The 26,726-nt window shown below is 61.1% G+C and carries 4 protein-coding genes and 1 pseudogene; all 5 read right to left on the bottom strand.

Annotated elements, in window-relative coordinates; genetic code table 11:
• Window positions 1-509: 509 nt before the first annotated feature.
• A complete protein-coding gene (locus CKQ53_RS08335; RefSeq protein ID WP_244201042.1) occupies window positions 510-5,111 on the bottom strand; it encodes a non-ribosomal peptide synthetase in 4,602 nt (1,533 codons plus the stop codon).
• A complete protein-coding gene (locus tag CKQ53_RS18705) occupies window positions 5,009-11,698 on the bottom strand; it encodes a non-ribosomal peptide synthetase (protein ID WP_118894875.1) in 6,690 nt (2,229 codons plus the stop codon). The genes CKQ53_RS08335 and CKQ53_RS18705 overlap by 103 nt, the downstream gene beginning before the upstream one ends.
• Window positions 11,698-12,081: a phosphopantetheine-binding protein gene (locus tag CKQ53_RS19020; RefSeq protein ID WP_244201041.1), complete on the bottom strand. Its 384-nt coding sequence runs from the start codon at window positions 12,079-12,081 to the stop codon at window positions 11,698-11,700. Before CKQ53_RS19020 ends, CKQ53_RS18705 begins: the two co-directional genes overlap by 1 nt.
• Window positions 12,082-12,108: 27 nt before the next feature.
• Window positions 12,109-24,467 (bottom strand): annotated as a pseudogene (locus CKQ53_RS08320) (amino acid adenylation domain-containing protein); the annotation flags it as partial.
• Between the two features lie 1,204 nt (window positions 24,468-25,671).
• Window positions 25,672-26,547 (bottom strand): AraC family transcriptional regulator, encoded by an 876-nt coding sequence (locus tag CKQ53_RS08315; protein WP_118894869.1) that lies wholly within the window; start codon window positions 26,545-26,547, stop codon window positions 25,672-25,674.
• Between the last annotated feature and the right edge of the window lie 179 nt (window positions 26,548-26,726).

Raw genomic sequence — 26,726 nt, 5'->3', positions numbered from 1 at the left:
GCTTTCCCCTAAAAGACATCACTTGCCGCTCGACTGTTTTCTTCCTGAGACTCTTTTTCGCGCAATATGACGAGTAAAAGAGTGGTCGCATTCTACATGCCCTAATACCCAAGGTGTAGTAGCTCCCGCAGGAAGACCGCCAAAAACAGTCAATTTTTTATCTCCTTCACATTCACCCTTCTGTTGGCAAGAATCGACTCTAGCAATGAATGGCAAAGGCAATAAATAAGCATTCTCTGTAATTGCATACCAAGGGAATATTAACGCGCCTCAGCCATCTACAGGCGGCCTGTGCAGAAGATCCACCATACATCATAGTGGATAGAGAGAAAGGGCCGCTGAAAGGACATTTACCAGGGGAAACCCGGCGTTCGTCGGGTTGACAACCGCGGACATCATCCCCAGCGAGCGCGGGCAGCCGTCTTGGAACCACGACGAAGAGAAAAGGATAAGCAGGAAATGCCCGCCCGATGAAACAGACCTTCGGGCGGGCCGGGCAACAAAAGCGACTATCGGCGTAGCACCTCGCTCAGCGCCTGAACGCAGGGCGACTCAAGCAGCGTAATATGATTGCCCTCGCCATAGCCTCCCTGCAGCGTCGGCACCACCGCCTGCCACTCCGACAGTTGCTGTGGGGAAGCCTCCTTCTCCATCACCAAATAGGGCGCTATCGAAGGCAACGCCGTGGGGCGATAGGCGGTACGGATATTGGTGGAAAAGACACGATAAATACTCGCCAGCGCCTCCACCTTCGTCTGTTGCGGGAATATTTCCTGAGCGATCAGACGCTCCAGCATGACCTCTAACCGACGAGGCAACGTCAGGCTGGCGAGGTACTCCTCGGTGAGTCCCAGAGAACTTCCCCTCATTTCGAAGAGCCTGATCAATAACATCAGCGCCTGCACGTCCGTATGTTCTCGCGCCGCGGGCGCGGGGGCATCGGAATCAACCAGCACCAGCGATGTGAGCAGGGTTCCCGCGCTCTCCAGTCTGGCCGCCATTTCCAATGCGACCCAGCCGCCGAACGAATGCCCCAAGAGATGCACGGTTTCCGTCAAAGGATAACGGCTTAGCGCTTGCTGATAGCACGCAGCAGCCGACTCTACGCTCGAGTGGGGCACCTCATTGCCCCACAGCCCACGCGGCTGCAATCCCAATACCGTCCAGTCGCCGGGCAGCGTCTGCACCAGTGCGTTGAAAGCAAAAACATTATCGCCCGCGCCGGGAATACATAACAAAGTCGGTCCTGCCCCGCTCCCCGCCTGCAGTACGACCAGTGGATCGTCGCTGCGCGCCCTTTCTGCGCGGCAAGTCTGCAACGCCGCGCTAATCGCCTGACCCACCTCCTGCACGTAAGGTTCCGAGACTAAGCGCCGATGATCGCCGGGAACCGGAATACGGTGAATGGCCGACGTCGGTAACAGGCGATCCCAGCCAAGATAGCGCCCGCCCTCGGTGGGCTCATCCTGAGCGATAAACAGATCCAGCGTCAGCGGCAATGTCGGCGCCCGATACTGCGCTCGCAGCAATGCCAACCGATGACGCAGCCAGCCACGGTAATAAGCAGGCGACCAGTTCGCCGGGAAAATTCCCGTCTCGCGCCCAAGATCATAATGATCTTCCAGCCGTCCTCGCCGCGCCCGCGCAATGGCATCCGGGTTGACGGCAATGGCGCCATGAGCGATAGCATCCAAATCGCCGCGGACCAGAAACGCCAGCATCTCCTCCTCGTCAGTCATCGCCAGCAACTCATCCAGCGAAGCGACGAAGCCCTGCGGCGAGTCTGGCCACCGGGTGTCCAGCATACCCAGAAATTCAACCTGTTGATCCTGACCCAACAGCTGCGCCGCGATTTCGTACGCCAGCGTACCGCCAAACGACCAGCCAAGCAGCCGATAAGGCCCCTCGGGCTGAGCCAAACGGATGATGCGGACATAGCGTGACGCCGCGGCCTCCAGCGTCATGAAAGGCGGCTGGCTGCAATCCGGTCCTGGCAAGCCGTAGACCGGAATCTCATCGCTGATACAAGCGGCCAGCAACGGCCCATAGAACAGTTCGCCGCTCGCCTCCGGCACAATGAACAGCGGTCGCTGCTCTCCCGTCGCACGAAACGCAACGGCCGTCTCGCCGCCGCGCTCCACCTGCGGGCTTTGGCTCTGCTCTGCCAGCGCCTGCAATTGCGGCGCTGCAAACAACGAGGACAGCGTCAGATGTATACCTGCTTGTCGCGCTTGATTGACAAGCTGCAAGGCCAGCAGTGAATGTCCTCCTAACGCAAAAAAGTCGTCGTGACGGCTCACCTGCTCCACGCCCAGTAAGCGTTGCCAGATCTCCGCCAGCACGCGTTCGCTATCTCCCCGCGGTGCCTCATAACCGCATCGCGCTCGCGCGCTGTCGTCCGGCGCAGGCAACGCGGCGCGGTTCACTTTCCCATTGGGAGTTAGCGGCATAATATCCAACTGCACATAGGCGGAAGGCACCATATAGGCGGGCAGGCGTCCGCCCATTAGCGCCTGTAGCGAGGCAATGTCGACTTCCGGTCGGGATGCGGTGAAGTAGGCCACCAGCTGTTTTTCCTGAGTGGCCGTCGTCCACACCATCACCACGGCCTGCCGCACTTCGTCCAGCGCCTGCAGTGCCGCCTCGACCTCCTCGGGTTCGATGCGGAAACCGCGAATCTTCACCTGAAAGTCGTTGCGTCCCATGAACTCGATGGTGCCATCGGGCAGCCACCGCCCCAGATCGCCCGTCCTGTACATCCGCGCCCCCGGTTCAGTGGCGAAGGGGTCTGGCAGGAAGCGCTCGGTCGTCTGCTCGTCAAGGTTCAGGTAGCCGCGCGCCACGCCGGCACCGCCGATATAAAGTTCGCCGCTCACGCCGACGGGAACCGGTTGGCGATAACGATCGAGGATGTAAATCGTGGTATTGGCGATCGGTCGACCAATCGGCATGCTTCCCATTTCAGGAGCCGCGTCGTTCATGCGGAAAGCCGTAGCGTAGGTGGTGGTTTCCGTCGGCCCATACATATGCAGGAAGTTCTGCGGCGGCCCGACGCGCAGCACCCGACGCACAAACGTCAGATCGAGCGATTCGCCGCCGACCATCAGGTAACGCAGGCGGGGAAGCACCGGTTGCAGCGTGTCGGCATATTGGTTGAACAGCGCAATGGTCATAAAGACGATACTGACCCGCTGCCGTTGGATCTCTGCCGCGAAGCGCACGGGATCCAGCACCGTATCCTGACTGAACAGCACGATACTGCCGCCGTTAAGCAAAGGTCCCCATATTTCCATCGTACTGGCGTCGAACGCCGGATTGGCAAGGCAAGCCACGCGATCGCTCCGTCGGAAATCCGCATATCCGTTGTTGATGGCTAGCTTCGCAATATTGCGATGCTCCACCATCACGCCTTTCGGCCGCCCGGTGGAACCGGAGGTGTACATGATGTAGGCGAGTTGGGCCCCGCCGCACGCCACGGCCGCGCTGCGATCACACTCAGCGTCGCCAGCCGCGTTCGGCGGCGGACAATCGACGTTCACCACCGCACACTTATGCTCGATACCGTCGAATGCATGGCGCGTTTTCGAATCCGTTATCAACACCTCGGCAGCGCTGTCGCGCAGGATAAACTGCAGATGCGCCTGCGGATAGCCGCTATCCAGCGGCACATAAGCGCCGCCGGCCTTAAGCGTCGCCAATATCGCGACGATCAGCTCCCCGCTGCGCGCCAGCGCGATAGCCACCCGGCTGCCGGGCCGCACGCCAAGCGCCGCCAACCGCGCAGCCAGTTGATTCGCTCTCGCGTTTAACTCGCCGTAACTTGCCTGTTGCTCGCCGCAGATGAATGCCTGCGCTTCGGGATGCCGTAACGCCCGGGCCTCAAACAGCGCAGGCAGACTCTCACGCATCGGGTATACCGTCCGCGTCTGGTTGACGTCGACCAACACCCGCTGCCGCTCGCCAGAAGAGAGCAGCGACAACGCCTGCACCGGTCGATTCGGCTCGGCCACCATGCCTCGCAGCAGCCGTACCCAATAGCGCACATAACGCCGTACGGTGGCCTCATCGAACAACGCGGTCGCATAATTCAGATGCCCCGCCACGCGATCGCCCTCCTCACGCAATTCCAGAATGAGATCGCACTGGGCGGTCGCTGTTTCGTGATGTAACGGCGAAAGCGTTAGCCCGGGCCACTCGGCAGATTCAACGGGCAAATTTTGCCACGCCAACATCGCCTGAAAGACCGGTCCATGCGACAAACTGCGAGCCGGAGCCAACGCCTCTACCACCTGTTCGAAGGGGATCTCCGCATGCGCCTGCGCGGCCAGCAGCGTTTCCCTAATCTGCGCGATGAGCGCGACAGTATCGGGATCGGCGGACATATCGACGCGCAGCGCCTGAGTATTCACAAACATGCCGATGAGCGGCTCAAGCTCGCGCCGGTTACGCCCGGCAATCGGAGTGCCGATGACCACATCGTCCTGTCCTGACAGCCGGCTCAGCAATGCGGACCAGCCTGCCAGCAGCGTCATAAACAGCGTCCCGCCGCAGCGCTGGCTCAAGGCTTTCAGCGACTGCGTCAGCGCGCTATCCAGTTCCACCGCCGTATTGGCGCCGCGGTAGTCTTGCACCTGAGGTCGGGGGCGATCGCCTGGCAGCGTCAGACAATCCGGGATCCCCTGCAACTGCGTCACCCAATAGGCCTGCTGAGCCTCAAATCCCTCGCTCTGCATCTGTTCGCGTTGCCACTCGGCGTAGTCGCCGTATTGGATCGCCATCACCGGCAGCGGGTCGGGTTGGCCCTGTATAAAGGCGGCATACAGCGTGCGCAGTTCATTCATCATCACGCTCAGCGACCAGCCGTCGGCGATAATATGGTGCAGCGCCAGACGCAGCCAATGCTCCCGCGCCGATACCCGAATCAGCTGCCCTTGCGCCAGAGGACCAGCCGTCAGATCGAATTCAGGCATAAACGACGAGTACAGATCGTGCTGTTCGTTCGCCGTCGTTATCTGCAACGGGAATCCCCGGTCTTCCGACTCCACCACCTGTACCGGCTCGCCATCGCGGCACTCGATGTGCGTCCGCAGCGCCGCATGGCGGGCAACGATACGATCGAGCGCACGCTGTAGCGCCAAGACATCAAGCGTCCCCGCCAGTTTAATCCCCCGGCAATGACATAGGCCGCGCTGGCGTTGGCATCCCGCTGCGTCAGGAACCAGATTCGCCGTTGAGCCAAAGACAGCGGCGGCGCGTCTTGCGTCCTGCGCGGAATAATGGGCGTCAGATCGCTCTGCGTCGTCGCGTCCAGCACGGCGGCGACCTCGTGCAACGCAGGACGCGCAAACAACGTCGCCAGAGACAGCTCGCGCCCCAGCTCGTCACGCAGTCGCGAAATCAGCTGCACGGCCAGCAAAGAGTGTCCGCCCAGCGCGAAGAAATCGTCGTATCGGCTGACCTTTTCCACGCCCAGCAGCGACTGCCAGAGCGCCGCCAACGTGGTCTCCCGTTCGCCCTGCGGCGCGGCATAGGGCTGATGCGCAAACGCGGTTTGATCCGGGATCGGCAACGCTTTGCGATCGACCTTGCCGTTCACGGTGAGCGGCATCTCCGTCAGCGCCATCCAGGCCACCGGCAACATGTATGACGGCAGTCGGGCGCTGAGCCGTTCACGCAGACTGTCCGCGCAGATCCCCTGCGGATCGTCGCTGGTGTAGTAGGCGACCAACCGTTTTTCCTGCGTCTGTCTCGTCAGGGTCACGGCGTCGACCACCGCTTCGCGGATCCCTTCGCAGGCCAGCAGCGCCGATTCGATCTCCCCCAACTCCACGCGAAAACCGCGGATCTTCAACTGGAAGTCATTGCGTCCGAGGTAGTCGATCGTCCCGTCGCTCCGCCAACGGCCCAGATCCCCGGTGCGATACATTCGCGCTTCCGCCTCCTGCGCAAACGGATCGGGCAGGAAGCGTTCGTCGGTCAAATCCGGACGATTGACGTACCCGCGAGCAACCTGCGCGCCGCCGATAAACAGTTCGCCGCACACTCCCGGCGGCACCGGCTCCCCCTGACCGTCCAGAATATACACATGGGTGTTGGCGATAGGCCGCCCAATATGCAGCGCCGGCTCGTCTTTGCGAATGATCCCTGAAGTGGCGACAACCGTGTTTTCCGTCGGGCCGTAGTTGTTGAACAGGGTAAATCGCGCTCCGGCGGGCGGGCGGCGTTTCAGCCTGTCGCCACCGACCAGCAGCGTCCGCAGCGCAGACGGCGCCATATCACGCGCGAAGGCTAACTCAGCGACGGGCGTCGGCAAAAAGCTGACGTCCAGCGGCTGTGCCGCCCACCATGTCAGCAGCCGCTGCGGATCGCGTGAGATCTCCGGCGTCGGCATCACCAACCGGGCTCCGACCGACAGCGGTGGCCAGATCTCCCAAGCCGCGGCGTCAAATCCCAGTCCCGCCACGCTGGACGACATATCTTGCGCCCGTAGATCGAACGCCTCTTGGTGCCAGTGAACCAGATTGACGACATGCCGATGTTCAACCATCACGCCCTTCGGCTGGCCGGTCGAGCCGGAGGTGTAGATGAGATAAGCCGGATGATGAGGCGTCAGCCCCAGCGTTTGCGTCGGCAGATCGTCCTGCGGCGACTGCGCCCAAGGTCGATGTTCCCCTTCCAGCAAGACCCGCGTCACGGCGGATGGCAGCGCCCCTAAACGATCGTGGACATCGCGACTGCTCACCAACACCTGCGGCGCGCTGTCTTTTAGAATATAACTCAGTCGTTCCATCGGCAGCGCCGGGTCCAGCGGCACATAAGCGGCCCCGGACTTCAGCGCCGCCAGCAGCGCGACGATCAGATCGCAACCGCGATCCAGCGCGATCGCAACCCGGTCACCCGGACCGACGCCCTGAGCGTTAAGCCAGTGCGCCAGCTGATTGGCCTGCGCGTTCAATTCGCCGTAACGCAGGCTAAGGCCGCCGCAAAGCACCGCCTGCGCGTCCGGTTGACGGGCCGCCTGCGCCTCGAACAGGGCATGCAGACAGCCGCCGGTGGGATAGTCGGCGCGCGTGGCGTTGAAGTCGCACAGCACCTGACGACGTTCCTCCTCGGACAATAGCGGCAACGCCGTTACCGGCGTCGTCGGCGAAGCCACCATGCCGGCGAGCAGCCGCTGCCAGTAGCCGAGATAACGGCGTACCGTGCTTTCATCGAACAGCGCCCGGGCGTAATACAGCCCTCCGCTGAGCGCTTCGCCTTGTTCGCTCAGAACCAGACTGAGATCGAATGGAGAGACCGTCGCCTCATCTTGCAGCGGCGTCACCGTCACACCCGGCAACGTCAGCGCCGCTTCCGGCATATTCTGTAGCGTCATCATGACCTGGAAAATCGGGCTATGGGACAGGCTACGGGATGGCGCCAGCGTCTCTACGACCTGCTCGAACGGAATGTCGGCGTGCGTCTGCGCCGCTTGCGCGGTCGCTTTCACCTGTGCCAGCAGCGTGATGGCGTCCGGTTGCGCCGACAGATCGACGCGCAGCGCCTGCGTGTTAACGAACATGCCGATCAGCGGCTCGACCTCGCGGCGAGGGCGGCCTGCGTTAGGTGAACCGATCACCACATCCTCCTGACCCGACAGTCGGCTCATCAACGCCGCCCACCCCGCCATCAGCGTCATATACAGCGTGGCATTCCCACGCTGGCTCAGCGCTTTCAGCGACGCCGTCAGTCCGGCGTCCAGCGACACCCTCACCCGGCCGCCGCGGTAGTCTTGCTGCTGCGGTCTGGGGCGCTCGGTCGGCAACGTCAGACATTCAGGCACGCCGCGCAGCTGTTCTGTCCAATAGCGCTGCTGCGCCTGCATCCGGTCGCCGCAGAGAGACTGCCGCTGCCAGGTCGCGAAGTCCCCGTACTGGATCGGCAGCGCGGGCAAAGGATCGTCTTTTTGCTGATGAAACGCGGCATACAACTCGCCGATCTCCTTCATCAACACGCCGATAGACCACCCGTCGGCGATGATGTGGTGCAGCGCCAGCCTTAGCCAGTGCTCTCCTTCAGACACCGTGACCAGCTGCGCCAGCGCCAGCGGTCCTGCCGTAAGATCGAACGTCGGCGAGAAGCTTGGTGGATTGCGCGGATCGTCGACGTTAACGACGCTGAGCGGAAAACCTCGCGTCTCTGTCTCAATCACCTGCGCAGGATGACCATTGCGTACCTCGATATGCGTACGTAACACGGCATGCCGCGCATAAACGCGATCCAGCGCCTGCCGGAGCGCCAGCACATCCAGCGCCCCCTCGAACTTCACGCCGCCCGACAACACATAGGCCGCCCCCGCCGCCGCATCCATCTGGCTCAACACCCAGATTCGGCGCTGCGCCAACGACAGCGGCGCGTCTTCACCGGCTTTCAAAGGGGGAATATCGGCCAGCGTTTCCTGCGATGCGGCATCCAGCGCCGTAGCCAACTCGCCGATCGTCGGATGGGCGAACAACGTCGCCAGCGGCAGCGCCCGACGCAGCGCGTCCTGCACTTGGGCCACCAGTTGCATCGCCAGCAATGAGTGCCCGCCTAGCGCAAAGAAGTTGTCGTGACGACTCACCTTCTGCACGCCGAGCAGCGACTGCCAGATCGCCGCCAGCGTCGCTTCCGTCTCCCCCTGCGGCGCTGCGTAGGGCTGCTGCGCATAGGCTGACGCATCCGGGGCGGGCAACGCCTTGCGATCGACCTTGCCGTTCGGCGTCAGCGGCACACTCTCTAACGCGACCCACGCGGCGGGCACCATGTAGTCAGGCAGACGCGCGATCAACGTCGTGCGCAGTTCATCACCGGTGAGTACGCTATCGGCCTCGGCCACGTAGTACGCGACCAGTCGCGCTTCCTCGCGGTCTCCGCTGATCGCCGTCACCACCGCCTCGCGTACGCCTTTGCAGGCCAGTAACGCCGACTCAATCTCGCCCAGCTCGATGCGAAAACCCCGGATTTTGACCTGAAAATCGTTACGCCCCAGATATTCAAGCGCGCCGTCGGAGCGCCAGCGTCCCAGATCGCCGGTTTGATACAGGCGGGCATCGCCATCGTCGCAAAAAGGATCGGGCAGGAAGCGCTCCGCCGTCAGATCGGGACGCTGGAAATAGCCCAAACTGACGCCATCGCCGCCGATATAAATCTCCCCCGGCACGCCGGGCGGCACCGGCTCCCCTTCCGCATCCAGCAAATAAATTCGCGTATTCGCAATGGGATGACCAATCGGTATCGACGCATCCTCAGCGCCGATACGCCACGTCGTCGACCAGACAGTGGTCTCGGTCGGACCGTACATGTTCCACAGTGCATCGACGCGCGGCAGCAACGCCGCCGCCAACGTCGGCGAAAACGCCTCACCGCCGATCAACCCCGTCAAGCCGGAGGCACCCTGCCAACCGGCCGCCAGCAGCAGCTTCCACGTGGCGGGCGTGGCTTGAAATAAAGAGATCCCCTCTGCGTTCAGATAATGCCCCAGCCGCTCGCCATTCCGCCGCAGATCGTCGTTCGCCAGATGCAGCTGACCACCCGCGATCAACGGCAGGTAAATCTCCAGAACGTGAATATCAAAGGAGACGGTGGTGACCGCCAGCAGCCGGGTCTGCGACGAAGCCTGATGCTGACGCCGCTGACAGTGCAAAAAATTCACGACGGCCCGGTGCGGCACCGTCACGCCTTTAGGGCGGCCGGTCGAGCCGGAGGTGTAAATGAGGTAAGCCGGATGACGCGCCGTCACCCCGCGATCCTGTGGGGCCAGATTGGCCTCGGAACACCGCGTCCACGGGCCAGCGTCATCGTCACAGGTCAGTAGCGTGGCGGAGTCAGGCAGATCGCCCAAGACTCCGCGAGTGGTCCGCGAGGCGATCACCGCCACAGGCGCGCAGTCATGCAACAGCGTGCTGAGTCGCGCCTGCGGCTGCGCCGGGTCCAACGGCACATAGGCGGCTCCCGACTTAAGCACCGCCAGCAGCGCGGCGATCAACGCGGGACCGCGCGGTAGCGCCACGACGACGCGGGTCTCCGGGCCGGCCCCATGTTCGACGAGCCAGTACGCCAGTTGGTTAGCCCGCCTATTGAGCTCACCGTAGCTCAGCGCCTGACCGTCGAATACCACGGCGATCGCGTCAGGCCGCGCGGCGGCCTGAGACTCGACCAACTCATGCACGCAGGCGTCGCGAGGATAATCCGCCTGCGTCGCATTGACCTCGTCCAGCCGCTGCCGCCGTTCATCGGCGGACAGTAGCGGCAGTGACGTCACCGCACGGTCCGGCTGCGCCACCATACCGCGTAGCATCCTCACCCAGTAGCTCAGATAACGCCGTACGGTGCCTGCATCAAACAACGCCGTCGCATAGCACAGCGTCCCCTCGCACCGCCCTTCGGTTTCCGTCAGCGTCAGATTCAGATCGACCTGCGCCATCGTGGCTTCGCCCTCCAACGGCAAAGTCACAAGGTCGGGTAACGTGAATGGCTGCCGAGGCGTATTTTGCAGCGACAGCATCACCTGAAACACCGGGCTGTGGGACAGACTGCGGGTCGGCGCGACCGCTTCCACCACCTGCTCGAAAGGGATATCCGCGTGACGCTGCGCCGCCAGCGCCGTGTCCCGAATCTGCGTCAACAGCGCGGGCGTGTTCAATGGCGACGAGAAATCGACCCTCAGCGCCTGGGTGTTGACGAACATGCCGATCAGCGATTCGACTTCACGGCGATGACGCCCGGCCGTCGGCACGCCGATGACGATGTCGTCCTGTGCGGACAGGCGGCTCATTAACGCCGCCCACCCTCCCAGCAAGGCCATGAACAGCGTACCACCGTGGCGCTGCGCCAGCGCTTTCAGCCCGTTCACCAGCGGCGCCTCCAGCGTGACCGCCGCACAGGCCCCATCGACATCCTGCATGCGCGGACGCGGGCGATCGCTCGGCAACGCCAGACACGTCGGCGCCCCCTGAAGCTGCGTCCGCCAGTAGCGACGCTGGACCTCCAGCCTCTCGCCGCTCAGCTGCGCCTGCTGCCACACGGCATAGTCGGCATAGTGAATCGGCAGCGGCGACAAAGGGTCAGGCAGCCCCTGGCTGAAAGCCGTATAGAGGACGTTCAACTCCCGCAGGAAAATCCCGAGCGACCATCCGTCTGCGATCAAGTGGTGCAACGCAATACGCAGCAGGTGCTCGTTGTCTCCCAGATACACCAGCTGCCCGCCGACCAGCGGTCCTTGCTCCGGCTCCGGCCGAAACGTGAAAGGCGGTAGAGGTTCCGACGCATTCGATAACGTGCGTATTTCCAGTGAGAATCCGATGTCGGCAAGGCCGATGTGCTGACGCGGCGTACCCGCCGCGTTCACCACCCGCGTCCGTAACGCCTCATGACGAGCGACGATACGGTCCAGCGCCGCCCGCAGAGCGACAAGATTGAGCCGACCGCGGAGGCGATAGGCTATCCCCAGAAGATAGCGTTCCGGCGCCTGCGACTCCATTTGCGACAGAAACCATAGCCCGCGCTGAACGGGCGCGAGCGGCATCCCGCCCTCGACGCGCGGCGCGGGAAGGAGGGATTCTCGCTTGCCTGCGGCCTTCGGCTTCATCCCTTTGGCTTTCGCCAGCGCCAGCAGTTTGGCCTTTTGCTCCCGAGACAGGGGCGGGACCGTTGAGGGGGTGCCTTCCGTATTCTGCATTATTCTTCTCCTTCCATAGAGGCCGCCATGTCCAGCAGCTCAGCGATATCAAACTGTTCGATGCTCAGGTCCAGAATCCGCTCGCTAAGCGCGCTCAGACTCGGATGGGCAAACACCTCGGCTAACGGCACGTCGACATCCAGCTCAAGCCGGAGTCGAGAGACCAGCTGCACCGCCAGCAGCGAGTGCCCGCCCAGCTCGAAAAAGTTGTCGTGACGACCGATACGCTCGACGCCCAGCAACGCCCGCCAGATAGCCGCCACGGTTAACTCGGTATCGTCCTGCGGCGCCTCGAACGCCGCACGAGCGAAGGCTGCGTCGTCGGGCTCCGGCAGGGCATGACGGTTCACTTTGCCGTTCGGCGATAACGGAAACTCCGCCATGGCTACCCAAGCTGCTGGCACCATATACGCGGGCAAGTGCGCCACGAGATGAGCGCGCATGGACTCGATATCCGCACCTCCCCGGAAGTAAGCCACCAGCCGTTTTTCTCCGCTACATTCGCGCGGAACCACCGCCGCCGCCTCAACGCCCGGACATCCACTCAGGCAGGCTTCCACCTCGCCCGGCTCGATGCGGAACCCGCGGATCTTGATCTGATCGTCGTTGCGCCCCAGATAGTCGAGGACGCCGTCCTTGCGCCAGCGCCCCCGATCGCCGGTTTTGTACATGCGGGCATCCAGGTCTGTGGAGAAGGGATCTTTCACAAACCGCTCGGCGGTTAGCGCCGGTTGGTTGAAATAGCCTCGCGCCACGCCGACGCCGCCGATATAGATCTCCCCCGTGACGCCGACAGGCACAGGCTCCCCTTTTTCATCCAGAACATAGAGTCGGCTGTTGGCGATGGGACGCCCGATGGGCGGCTGGGACACGCCATTTGATAAGGTCGCCGGACAGACGAATTCGCTCGTCACATGCGTTTCCGCCGGACCGTACTGATTGTGCAAGCGGACATTCGACGATCGTTGGAACAGCGCGCGTACATCCGGACCGAGGCGCAGCGCCTCACCGCTGGCGATAATGTCCATCGACGGCGGAACGCGTCCCGAACTGCGGTACATCTGCGCCAGCGCAGGCAATACCGAAGGGGGAATGAAGGCCCGCTCGACGCGATGCTGCTCCAGCAGATCCGCCAGTCGCGGCATATCGAGCCGCACGTCGTCCGGGACAACGACCAACCGCCCTCCGCCCGTCAACGCGCTGAGGATCTCCTGGCTCGCGACATCAAAACCGAAAGAAGCGAACTGCAACGTGACGCCGACGGGGCGCTGGTTCTGCCAATGGATCATATTGACCAACGCAGCGTGCGGCATCGCCACCCCTTTGGGGCGGCCGGTCGATCCAGAGGTATAAATGATGTAAGCCAGGTGACGCGGAGACAGCCCGATCGCATGCGGATCAGGATTACTACACGCTGAAGCGGCCCACGCGGGTTCATCCGCACTCAGATCGACCAGCGGCGGCAGCGCGGAACAGGATGACAGCGCAGATCGCCCTGTGTCGTCGCACAGAACCGCCAGCGGCGCGCAGTCGGCGATCATATGAACCAAACGCTCGGTGGGATAAAGAGGATCAAGCGGGACATAAGCGCCGCCTGCCTTCAGAATGCCCAGCAGCGCCACAACCATGTCGGCCCCCGCGCGACGCAGATCGCCACACGATCGTCCGGACGCACGCCCTGATCCATCAGCCAGTGCGCCAACCGGTTGGCCCGCTCGTTCAACTCGCCATAACGCCATCGCCGCTCGCCGCAAATGAGCGCCGTCGCCGTCGGCTGCCGACGTGCCTGCATCTCGAACCGTTCATGCAAACAATGGTCGGCTGGATAGTCGGATTCCGTGGCATTGAACGCCGTCAGCACCCGCTGCCGCTCGGCGGCAGAAACCAGCGGCAGTGTCGTGACCGGCTGCATCGGCGATGCCGCCATTCCTCGTAATAGCCGCAGCCAGTAGTCCAGATAACGTTGCGCGGTGTCCTCATCAAACAGCGCGGTGGCGTAATACAGCGTCCCTTCCAGCCGCCCGTTCGTCTCACGTAATTCCAGATTCAGATCGAACTGGCAGGTCGCCGTCTCGTTAGGCAAAGGCGACAGCCGTAACCCCGGTAGCTCCAGCGTCATCTCCGGCAGATTGTGCAGCGCCAACATCACCTGGAAGATCGGGCTATGAGACAACGTACGCACCGGCGCGACCGCTTCGACCACCTGTTCGAACGGAATATCCGCCTGGCTTTGCGCCGCCAGCGTCGTGCTCCTAACCTGCGCCAGCAGCGCCGCCGTGTTCATCTCGGGCGTCAAGGCGACTCGCAGCGCGAGGGTGTTGACGAACATCCCGATCAGCGGTTCGATTTCCTGTCGATCGCGCCCGGCGATCGGAGAACCGATGACGATATCGTCCTGGCCTGAAAGGCGGCTCATCAACGCTGACCAGCCGGCCAACAACGTCATGTAGAGCGTGCACCCATGCCGCTGACTCAACATCTTCAACGCCTGAGTCAGATTGGCGTCCAGCGTCAGGGTTTTATACGCCCCGGCAAAGCTCTGCACCGGCGGACGAGGCCGGTCCGTCGGCAGCGTCAGATGGTCAGGCGCGCCGCGCAGCTGCTCGACCCAGTAGCGTTGCTGCGTTTGCATTCTCGCCCCCTGCAAGTGCCGCCGCTGCCAGACGGCATAGTCGCCGTACTGCACGGGCAGCGGCGGCAGCGGATCGGCTTGCCCCTGACTCAATGCGCGGTACAAGGTACACAGCTCGCGGATCAAAATACCGACTGACCAGCCGTCAGCGATGATGTGGTGCAGCGCCAACCTCAGCCAGTGTTCCCGCGAGGAAAGACAGACCAGTTGTCCCTGCGCCAGCGGACCGGCCGTGATAGACATCGACGGCATGAACGGTTCCGGTCGCGTCTGGCTGTCGCTCATCTCAAGCCGCTGCAGGTGAAAACCGCTCTCCACAGGCCCTATCGCCTGCACATCTACACCGTCTCGGTGAACGATGTGCGTACGCAGGGCCGCGTGACGCGCCACGATACGATCCAATGCCTGTTGCAAGGCGGCCTGATTCAGATGACCCTGTAGCCGGATGCCGCCGGTGATCATATAGGCTGCGTTTGCCGCCGGATCCATCTGCACCAACAACCACAGGCGTTGCTGCGCCAGCGACAGCGGAGGTTCAGCCGCCGTCTGAGAAGAAATCGCCGGAAGTGGCGGCACTTTCCTGTCGCCTAGCGACGCCGCCATCTCGCACAGTGTGGGATGCATAAACAACGTTTTCAGGTCCAGTTCTCTGTGCATATCGCTGCGTATACGTGAGATCAACTGCACCGCCAGCAACGAATGCCCGCCCAGCAGGAAGAAGTTATCCCGACGTCCCACCGTCTCCATGCCCAGCAGCGCTTGCCACAGGGCGGCCAGCGCCGGTTCTACCCTGCCCTGTGGCGCTTCATAATGCTGCCTCGCAAACGCGCTTTCATCCGGCGCAGGCAGCGCAAGCCGGTCCACTTTGCCATTCGCCGTCAGCGGCAGGCTTTCCAGCGCGACCCAGGCCGTCGGCACCATGTATTCAGGCAATCGCGCCAGCAGCTGTTCGCGCAGCGTGTCGATATCAGGCGCCTTCGCACGATGATCCACAAGGTAGTAGGCGACCAGCCGTTTCTCCTGAACGGCAGTCGCCTGCGCGACGACGATGGCTTGCTGGATGCCGTCGCAGTGCAGCAAAGCATCTTCGATCTCGCCCAGTTCGATGCGAAAACCGCGGATCTTGACCTGAAAATCGCGACGTCCCAGAAATTCGATCGTGCCATTCGCACGCCAGCGTCCCAAATCACCGGTACGGTACAGCCGCGCATGCGGTTCGGAGGAAAATGGATCGGGAACGAAGCGCTCAGCGGTGAGTTCTGGACGATTGAGATAGCCTCTCGCCACCTGTGCGCCGCCGATATACAACTCCCCGCACACCCCTACTGGCACCGGCTGCATCCGCGCATCCAGAATGTAGGTTTGGGTGTTGGCGATAGGACGACCAATGTGCAACAACGGCTCATCGGCGCTGATTTCTCCGGAGGTCGCCACCACGGTATTTTCGGTCGGTCCGTAGTTGTTCATCAGGGTGAAGCGCGCGCCGGCATAGGGCTGGCGGTTCAGACGATCGCCGCCGACCAGCAGCGTGCGCAGGGTGGCAGGCGCCACCTCGCGAACAAACGCCAGCTCGGCGACGGGCGTCGGCAGAAAACTCACGTCAAGCGGCTGTGCGCTCCACCACGCCAGCAACTGATCGGGATCGCGCGAGATCGCCGGCGACGGCAATAACAACCGTGCGCCTACCGACAGCGCGGGCCAGATTTCCCACGCCGCCGCGTCAAACCCCAGCCCCGCCAGGCTGGAGACGCGGTCCCACGGCCGGAGGGCAAACGCCGCGCAGTGCCAATGCACCAGATTGATGATGTTGCGATGCTCGACCATGACGCCTTTCGGACGCCCTGTCGAACCCGAGGTATAAATGAGGTACGCCAGATGACACGGCGTCAACCCCAGCGCCGCCAACGGAATATTTTCCTGCGAGCAGCGCGTCCACGTGCGGGCATCGCCGTCAATGACCAGCGTATGAGGGTCGTGCGCCCGTGCGCCGAGTCGGCGGCACAGCGCATGGCCGGTGATGATCGCCTGCGGCCCGCTGTCTTGCAGCAGATAGGCCAGACGTTCGGTCGGCGTCGCCGGGTCAATCGGCACATAGGCGCCCCCGGCCTTGAGGGTCGCCAGCATCGCGACGATCAGATCGCAGCCTCGCTCCAGTACGATCGCCACTCGGCCGTCCGGGTGAACTCCCCGTTCGATCAGCCCATGAGCCAGCTGGTTAGCGCGTCGGTTCAGCGCTCCGTAACTCAGCCGCTCTCCGTCGCACTCCACCGCCGTCGCGTCGGGCTGTCGCTCCGCCTGCCCCTCAAAGAGCAAATGCAGGGCATCGCCGACCGGGTAGTCGGCCCGGGTGGCGTTGAAGCCGAACAGCAGTTGGCGACGCTCGGCATCGGTCAACAGCGGCAGCGTCTGCACCGGCTGGTGCGGATCGGCCGTCATGCCCCGCAACAGCGCATGCCAGTAGTCCAGATAACGTTGGGCCGTCGCAGCATCAAAGAGTGCGGTGGCAAAGTAGAGCCGTCCTTTGATCCGACCGCCGACCTCACGAAGATCCAGGCTGAGATCGAATTGGGCCGTCTCTACGTCTTCCGTCAGCAGGGACGTCTTTAGTCCCGGCAGCGCAAACGCAATGTCCGGCGTATTCTGCAACGCCAACATGACCTGAAATACCGGGCTGTGGGCCAGACTGCGGGCGGGCGCGAGCATCTCCACCACCTGTTCGAATGGAAGATCCGGATGCCCCTGCGCCGCCAACGTCGTCGCTTTCACCTGCGCAAGTAGCGCGACGGTATCCGGCTGTTCCGACAGATCGACGCGCAGCGCCAGCGTGTTGACGAACATACCGATCAGCGGCTCTAACTCTTGACGATCGCGACCGGCTACCGGGCTGCCGATCACGACATCCTCCTGACCGGACAAGCGACTCATCAGCGCCGACCAGCCCGCCAGCAACAGCATAAACAGCGTCGCGCCGTGATGCTGACTGAGCGACTTCAAATCCTGCGTCAGCGACTGATCCAGCTCAATATCCACGCTGGCGCCGCGATAGTCCTGCATCGGCTGACGAGGTCTATCGCTCGGCAGCGTTAGGCAGTCCGGGATCCCGCGCAGTTGCTGCGTCCAATAAGCCTGCTGGGCTCGTAAAACATCGCCCTGCATATGGCGCTGCTGCCAGGCCGCGTAGTCACCGAATTGGATCGCCAGCGGCGGCAACGGATCGCCGTTTCCCTGACTGAACGCGGCGTACAGACTTTGCAGCTCCTGAAGGAAAATGCCGACCGACCAACCGTCGGCGACCAGGTGATGAAACGACAACCGCAGACGGTGCGACTGTGGGCCGACCGCCGTTAATTCGCCGTGCGCTAATGCTTCCGTGACCCGTTCAAAGGCCGTCGGATCGTCTGCCGTTATCCATCGAAGCGGGAACCCACTCCCTGCCGAGGCGATAACCTGCACCGGCGTGCCGTCACGCTCGGCAATGCGGGTGCGCAGCGTGGCGTGCCGCGCCACGATGCGATCGAGCGCCTGCGTTAACGCCGCGACATCAAGCGCCCCCTGTATCTGGATCGTGAATGAGATAACGTAGGCCTCCCGCGCGGTTTCATCCATTCGCGAGAGGAACCACAGCCGTTGCTGAGCCAGAGACAGCGGAGGATGAATGCCCTCCGCCACCGGTACGATGTCGGGCAAACGGCCGGTCGGCGCGAGGTCTAACGCCGCTGCCAGCTCATGCAACACTGGACACTCAAATAGGGCCGCCACCGGCAGTTCCCGCTGCAGTTCGCTACGCACGCGGGAAATCAACTGCACCGCCAGCAGCGAATGACCTCCCAGCGCAAAGAAGCTGTCATGGCGCCCGACCTGCGCCACGCCCAACACGGAGCGCCAGATCGCCGCCAGCGTCGTTTCCGTGTCGCCTTGCGGCGCTTCATATGCCTGATGTTCAAAGGCATCCCGATCCGGCGCGGGCAGCGAGCGGCGGTCCACTTTGCCGTTCGACGTCAGCGGCACCGCGTCCAACGCCACATACGCCGACGGCACCATAAAGGCCGGTAAGCCTTTACCGAGCTGAGCCTTGAGCGCATCCGTCGCCAGAACCTGTCCGCGCCGATCCGCCACGTAGTAGGCGATCAGTTGCTTGTCCTGCGTTTTCGTGCTCATGGCCGTCACCACGGCGTGTTTTACCCCGTCGCAGGCTTGTAGCGCAGCTTCGATCTCCCCGAGTTCGATACGAAACCCACGGATCTTGACCTGAAAATCGTTACGCCCGAGGTACGCTACCGTGCCGTCTTCCCGCCAGCGGCCCAGATCGCCGGTGCGGTACATACGCGCGCCTGCCTCTCCGCAGAACGGGTCGAGCGGGAATCGCGCTTCCGTCAGCGCAGGCTGATTCAGATAGCCCCGCGTCACCCCGGCGCCGCCGACATACAGCTCGCCCGTCACGCCCAGCGGCACCGGCTCGCCATGACCATCCAGCAGGTATAACCGCAGGTCCGGCAGCGGCTTGCCTATCGGGCTTTCCCCCGCAGGCATCTCTGCCGACAGCGGACAGTGCGTCACATGCACCGTCGTTTCGGTGATGCCGTACATGTTCACCAGCTGCGTTTCCGCCTCCGGGTTCTGCTGATACCACGGCGTCAGCGCCGCCGGGTCCAGCGCCTCTCCGCCGAAAATCACGTAGCGCAGCGCGTGCGTCTCATGGCTGTCAGCCTGCGCCGCCGTCAGTTGGCGGAAGACCCCCGGCGTCTGGTTTAGCACCGTTACGCCTTCCCGGCACACCAGTTGGTACAGCGCCTGCGGCGAGCGCGTCACCGACTGCGGCACCACCACCAGGCGTCCGCCGTGCAACAGTGCGCCCCAGATTTCCCACACCGAAAAGTCGAATGCGTACGAGTGGAACAGCGTCCAGATATCGTGGTGGTCGAAATCGAACAGGGCCTGCGTTGCACTCAGCAGGCGGGTGACATTACGGTGTTCAACCATCACGCCTTTGGGCTGGCCGGTCGAGCCGGAGGTGTAGATGAGGTAGGCCAGGTGATGCGGCATCAGGCCCAGCGAAGCGGCGGGGATGTTCTCATCCGAATAATGCGTCCAGGGTCGCGCGTCGCCGTCCAGCACCACCTGCGGCAGCGTTGGCGGCAGGTCGCCCAATGACGGCAGACTGCCGAGACAGGTCAGCAGCACCTCGGGGGCGCTGTCTTTCAGCATGTAGTGCAGACGCGCCTGCGGGTAGTCGGGGTCCAGCGGCACATAGCCCGCTCCGGCCTTGAGGACCGCCAGAATGGCGACGATAAGCTCGCTGCCGCGCGGCAGCGCAATCGCCACCCGGCTGTCGGGCCGCACGCCCTGCGCCATCAACGCGCGAGCCAGCTGGTTGGCGCGGCGGTTCAGCTCGCCGTAGCTCAGCGAACGCCCCTCTGCGCTCACCGCCACGGCCTGCGGCCGGGTGTCGGCCTGCTGTTCGAACAGCTCATGGAGACAGAATGGAGGCGGAGTCGAACAGAAGTCGCCGCCGCCTTCCGCGATGACCTTCATCCGTTCTGCGGCCGATAAAATGCCCAGCGCACACACCGGCCGGGTTGCATCATCTCGCAGCGCCCGGGCCAGATTCTCCAGCGCCGTTTGCATATGGTCGGCCACCCGCGCGGCATCCACCGTCGAGCAGGACTGTACTGTCAGAGTCAAACCAGAGGCCTGATCGTCGACATTCAGCAACAGAGGATAGTTAGTGCGTTCGTCCGCACTCAGCACCTCGATTCCCTCGGCCATCGTCATGACCTTGTGATGAGGATTGAGATCGGTATGACGATAGTTCAGCAGCGCGCTGAATAACGGGGCCGGGGCGGGAACGCCGCTGCATCGCTGCGCCAAAGAAAGAGATGCGTGTTCATGCCTTAATAGCCCGGCCAATCGCGTTTGCGTTTGGCTGAGCGCCTCTGCCACCGAACAGTCCGCCAGCGTCAACCGTAGCGGCAGCGTATTGATGAACATACCTAGCGCCTGTTCCGCCCCGTCCCGCAGTCGCCCAATCAGCACCGTGCCGAAGACCACGTCGTCACGTCCGGAGAGTACGCTCACCACGCGCCCCCAAGCCAGATGCACCAGACTGGCGACGCCGACGCCGTGGACTTTGCCCTGCTCACGCAACGCGGCGACAAGCTCGGCAGGCAATGGGGCAATCGCTTCGCGGGTTTCGCGACCATCCTGCTGATTATCCGTCAAACCGTACGGCAGCGTCGACTCCGTCACGGTTCCCAATAGTTGTCGGAAAAACGCTTCCTCCATCGTGATGTTACGCCCCTGACGCACCTGCGCCACATGACCACGGAACTGGAATGGCGTCGGCAGCTCGGCATCCTCGTCTTGCAGCAAGGCCAGCGCTTCGTTGACCAGCAGTTGCAACGACGTCGCGTCATCCACCACGTGGTGGTACAACAAGGTCATCAGCCACCGTTCATTAGGCCGATCTTCCGCGATCTGCGCTGCCAGCAGCGGCGCGCGATCCATCTCAAGCCGGGCTGGCCGTACACTCAACAGCTGATTGACGGAGCATCCCCCGTGAGGACGGAGTTCAACGTGGCTCACCGGCAGCGTCGCCGTACGCCACACAACCTGCATCGGTTCACGCACGCCTTCCCAACACATCGCGGTACGCAGTACGTCATGACGAGCCATGACAAGATTGAGCGCCCGAATGAACTTATCCAGCCGCGCCCGGCTGTCAAACGCCATCAGAATATGCAGCAGATAAGGATCCTGATGTTCAGACGTCAGAGAGTGATACAGAAGCCCTTCCTGCAAGGGCGTCAGGGGATAGATATCCTGCACGGCCGCCGCCCCGCCCGGCACCGTCGATACGATCCGATCAATCTCGATTTGTGAGAGTGTCGTCAGCGGCAACATCGCCGGGGTGATCCGCGTACATCCGTCCGGGATCGCGCAGTCAGGCACGGCGACGTCATGCGTGCCGCCGACTGCCGCCGCCAACGCCGCCAGCGTCGGCTGTTCAAACAGCACCCGGACGTCCGCATTCAGACCGATCGCTCGCATCTGGCGCATAAGCCTGACCGCCAGCATAGAGTGGCCGCCCAGCTCAAAAAAGTGGTCATGACGGCCGACCTGTTGCAGATCCAGCACGTCTTCCCAAATCCGCGCCAACGCGCTTTCTACCGGTCCTTGCGGCGCAGTATAAGTGCGCATGGCGCGCGCATCTGTATCCGGCGACGGCAGCGCACGGCGATCCAGCTTGCCGTTAATAGTCAGGGGCAAGCTCGCCAGACGGACATAGGCGGCCGGCAGCATGTATTCCGGCAGCGTCTGGCGTAAAAAGTCGCGTAGCGTTTGTACGCGGGGTTCATCCACGCCCGCCGAGGTGTTCGGGATGTAATAAGCGACCAGCTGCGTGCCTCGGTCACTGTCTTCTCGCGCCACCACCACGGCGTTATCCAGCTGCGGATGCATCGCCAATCGACGCTCGATCTCCCCGAGTTCGATACGAAACCCACGGATCTTGACCTGAAAATCGTTACGCCCGAGGTACGCTACCGTGCCGTCTTCCCGCCAGCGGCCCAGATCGCCGGTGCGGTACATACGCGCGCCAGCCTCCCCACAGAACGGGTCGAGCGGGAATCGCGCTTCCGTCAGCGCAGGCTGATTCAGATAGCCCCGCGTCACCCCGGCGCCGCCGACATACAGTTCGCCCGTCACGCCCAGCGGCACTGGCTCGCCATGACTATCCAGCAGGTATAACCGCAGGTCCGGCAGCGGCTTGCCTATCGGGCTTTCCCCCGCAGGCATCTCTGCCGACAGCGGACAGTGCGTCACATGCACCGTCGTTTCGGTGATGCCGTACATGTTCACCAGCTGCGTTTCCGCCTGCGGGTTCTGCTGATACCACGGCGTCAGCGCCGCCGGGTCCAGCGCCTCTCCGCCGAAAATCACGTAGCGCAGCGCGTGCGTCTCATGGCTGTCAGCCTGCGCCGCCGTCAGTTGGCGGAAGACCCCCGGCGTCTGGTTTAGCACCGTTACGCCTTCCCGGCACACCAGTTGGTACAGCGCCTGCGGCGAGCGCGTCACCGACTGCGGCACCACCACCAGGCGTCCGCCGTGCAACAGTGCGCCCCAGATTTCCCACACCGAAAAGTCGAATGCGTACGAGTGGAACAGCGTCCAGATGTCGTGGTGGTCGAAATCGAACAGGGCCTGCGTTGCACTCAGCAGGCGGGTGACATTACGGTGTTCAACCATCACGCCTTTGGGCTGGCCGGTCGAGCCGGAGGTGTAGATGAGGTAGGCCAGGTGATGCGGCATCAGGCCCAGCGAAGCGGCGGGGATGTTCTCATCCGAATAATGCGTCCAGGGTCGCGCGTCGCCGTCCAGCACCACCTGCGGCAGCGTCGGCGGCAGGTCGCCCAATGACGGCAGACTGCCGAGACAGGTCAGCAGCACCTCGGGGGCGCTGTCTTTCAGCATGTAGTGCAGACGCGCCTGCGGGTAGTCGGGGTCCAGCGGCACATAGCCCGCTCCGGCCTTGAGGACCGCCAGAATGGCGACGATAAGCTCGCTGCCGCGCGGCAAGGCAATCGCCACCCGGCTGTCGGGCTGTACGCCCTGCGCCATCAACGCGCGAGCCAGCTGGTTGGCGCGGCGGTTCAGTTCGCCGTAGCTCAGCGAGCGCCCCTCTGCGCTCACCGCCACGGCCTGCGGCCGGGTGTCGGCCTGCTGTTCGAACAGCTCATGGAGACAGAATGGAGAGGACGGCGCGGGCGCGGGTGTCGAATGCCATCGTTGCATCAAGGCCCGTTCTTCAGGATCTCGCAGTGCCAGCTCTCCGATGGGACGGTCAGGTGCAGTCGCGGCGACAGTGAAAAAGTGAATCAGACGACGCAGATGCCATCCCAACTCTCGCTCATGATAAAGCGCGGCGTTGGCGTTCAGGCATAGCTCGATCCCCTCGTTTTCCCCTCGGTCAAACAGCGTGATGGAGAGATCGTCTACCGGTCCCAGTAACAGATTGTGGACTCTGGCTCTGGCCCCCTCAAAACACAGAGAATCGTTATGGCAAGGAAGGATATTGATTAGCGTAGAAAACGGCGTTTCACCCCCAGCCCCCATCCCCAGATCGGTCTTTAACGTTTCATAGCGGTAACGCTGGTGACGAGAGACTTCGAATACGGCGCGTTTTGCCTGTTGGATTCCAGCGGACAAGGTGGTGGTCGGACCCACATTCAACCGCAACGGCAGCACATTGCTGACCATACCGGGGTAACGTCGCAGCACTTTGCCTATACGGGCCGTCATGGGCATTCCCAGCAGCAGTTCTTCCTGCCCGGTGATCCGATGTAAGTACAGCGCGACCAGCGAGATTAAGACTTCCGGCAACGCCGCTTTCCGCTGCTCCGCCACACGACGAAGCAACTGATGAGTCGGCTCAGGAAGATATTGCTGACGACGTAATATCTTCACGCACCGAGCCTGCCGCCCGGATACGCTCACCGGATCCGGCCGATTCGCCAGCTGCTTCAGCCAGTATTCCCGGTCGTGACTCGCGCGGGGTGAAACCTCATAGTCGCGCTCAATCTTCTGTGCCTGTGCAAGCCCGACAAAGTCGCCGTCCGGCACTAATGCCCCAGCCGAGAACGCGGCATAGCGCTCCGCGACCCGCTGAATAAACAGCGATGCGCTATAACCATCCATGACGATATGGTGGTGACATTGGAAAAAGAGAAAATGTTCCGGCGCTATCTGAATCAGCGCGAACGAAAAGAGAGGCCCCTGCTCTAGGTCAAAAGGCGTGTTGCACGCCGCGTCCATCCACTGCTTCGCCTTCTCCAGCGGATGGCTTTCCCGACTAAAGTCGAATATGGGAAAACGCCAGGACGACGCCAGATCCGTGGACTGAGTGACGTCAAGGGACGAAACCTCTAAACGCACTCGCAGGGATTCTGTTTCCTGAACGGCGGTTCTTACCGCCATTTCAAAACGCGGTGGGTTCAGTACGGCCGATATTTCAACATATTCGGCAACGTTAAAGACGTTGGCCTCCGCCCCAGGATTGAGGTGCTGAGCAAACCAGATGCCTTGCTGAGCACGACTGAGGGGGTAAGTGGACTGTGCTTCCCGTGTCAAACCGGGCTGCATATCAAAAATTGACATAGGACTCCTTTCTTACATCGTTCAATGAGGTCACTGACCAAAACTCGTTATAAACCCGCTTACTCCCCATCAGTCCGGCTATATTCGTTTTCATGGCAATCATTATCTCGTCATTGATTAACGCTGAGAGATAAAAATTTATGAATAACAAAGCCGTCTCAATAATGGGACATGGGGAAAACTGTTATGGTGGAAATACAGAACTACCGGCTGAAAAAATAAAATAAATCCTAGGAAAAGGGTAATGACAAATGCCTTAGGACATTTCATCACAAAGCAGCCACAGGATTAAATATAGAGTCATCGATAACAGAAAAATCTCAAATTTCACGCACTGAAACAATCGAATAAGAATAAAACCAATAACCCCACATTGGTTCACGCCGTAGTAACATCGCTATAAGCGAACTCAATAACTATCGCCCTGACATGAATAAAATAAAAATATATAAATTAATGAGATAAATTAAAAACAAAGATGAAAGGGCATATTTTTGGCATGTCTTAAAATAACAAAAATCAGCCTTCGCTATTAGAAAGCATGCAATTAATAAAAACAACCCCTTTTAAAAAATTTCTTTTTACTCACTCCATTATTAACAATCCCTAAACGAAACCCATAAAAATAAAAATTAGTCTCACGCCGAATTGAAAATGCATCAAATACATGCTCCTCAACATTCACTAACATAAATAAGAGTTTTGTATTATTCAAACTCATTTAATTTAGGAAACCAATTTAGAAATAAGGTTTTGAAAATAAAAAATGCATGGTAATTACATTCGACGTTATTGATGCGCTCTATTCTTCATTATCGATGCCTTTAATTAGCATTAGGATGTTCAAAAGGTTATACATTTGCACTTAAAAGGTATCGAATTTAAGAAACGAAACAAAAGCTGCCGAGAGAAGGATGTGTATTTTTTTTGCACACTACGAGATGTGGTGACGCTATTTTGTCAGCTCACCCATGCAGCAGACACCGACCATTTTCATCGGTTTGCGCCATCTCATGTTCACCGTGCCGATGAAAGAAACTCGTTGAGGGGTTTGCGGAGCGAGGTTTTTACCGTTCAGACGTGACGTTAGCCGTTACCGAACGCACAAATTATGCGCAGGTTGATGGATGACGGATGATCCGTGAAAAGAAACGATAACCCGGTTACGCGTGCTCCCGGGCTATCGTGGTCATTTTAACGGCAGATAGATATCCGTTATTAATTCGTGCTCCGCCACCTCATGGGCAAAATTAAGGTAGTGAAAAAACAGCGGATAATCACGTAATTCCTCGCCGCTTTGGGGCAGCCACTTGCCGTAGAGCTCGCGAGCGCCATCAGACAAAGCATCATGCGAACCACAATGCCGCACCACGGCGCAACGTCCTGCGGGGATGAGCGCATTCACGACGCCAAACGGATTATCCTCATCGACAGGCGCGACCACTGAACCACAGATATTAAAGCGAAAATCGGCTGTGGGCGTACTTATCGGATCGTCAGGAGCGACGCCATAAGTCTGACTACTGCCGACTGGGGAAAGGCCGCTCGTTTTACGCCATTCAACAAAGCGGGTCGCCGTTTCGTTGGTTCGTTCCGACGGCCCTCGATGAGTCAGCATCGCAACGGGTGTTGCCGGGAAGTGGACGATCTTGACCTGAGATTGCAAGGTATACATCCTTACTCTTTGCGTTGTAGCCAGGCGTTGATGCCAATCAATCCAAGTTGGCTGCTGGCGAAACTTCGTCGGCGACAGGCCAAACCGATGCCTGAAAGCACGGCTGAATGATTCCGTGTGCTGGAAACCGGCATCGAACGCGATATCGGTGATGCTTTCTAACGGATTAAAGACCAATCGATAAGAAGCGCGTTTTAAACGCATCATTTGGATATAACGACCCGGCGGCATCCCGCAATAGCACGAAAACTGACGATGGAAGTGAAAAGGAGAAAAGTGGGCGACCTCACTCAGCGACTCCAGTAATAAAGCATCATCGAGATGGCGATCGATATAATCCAAGACCCGTTTAAAACGCTGGGTGTAATGATCGGTTTTATCGTCAAACATGGCATCCTCCGTGCAAATCAGTATGTGTGAAAGGCGTGCGCTCTGCCTGACCGATCTTGCGCAAAACGTCCGCAAAAGCAGCTGGCCTCTGCACCGTGGGTGTTCCCAAGGGATAAGAAAGAAGAGTGCAGGTTATCTCACCTATGGCTGGCAAAAGGCGGGGCAATTTGGCGCCAGAG

The sequence above is a fragment of the Lonsdalea britannica genome, from assembly GCF_003515985.1.
Taxonomy (GTDB): domain Bacteria; phylum Pseudomonadota; class Gammaproteobacteria; order Enterobacterales; family Enterobacteriaceae; genus Lonsdalea; species Lonsdalea britannica.
The sequence above is the reverse complement of the archived record's forward strand: the minus strand, read 5'-3'. Positions and strand labels throughout refer to the sequence as shown.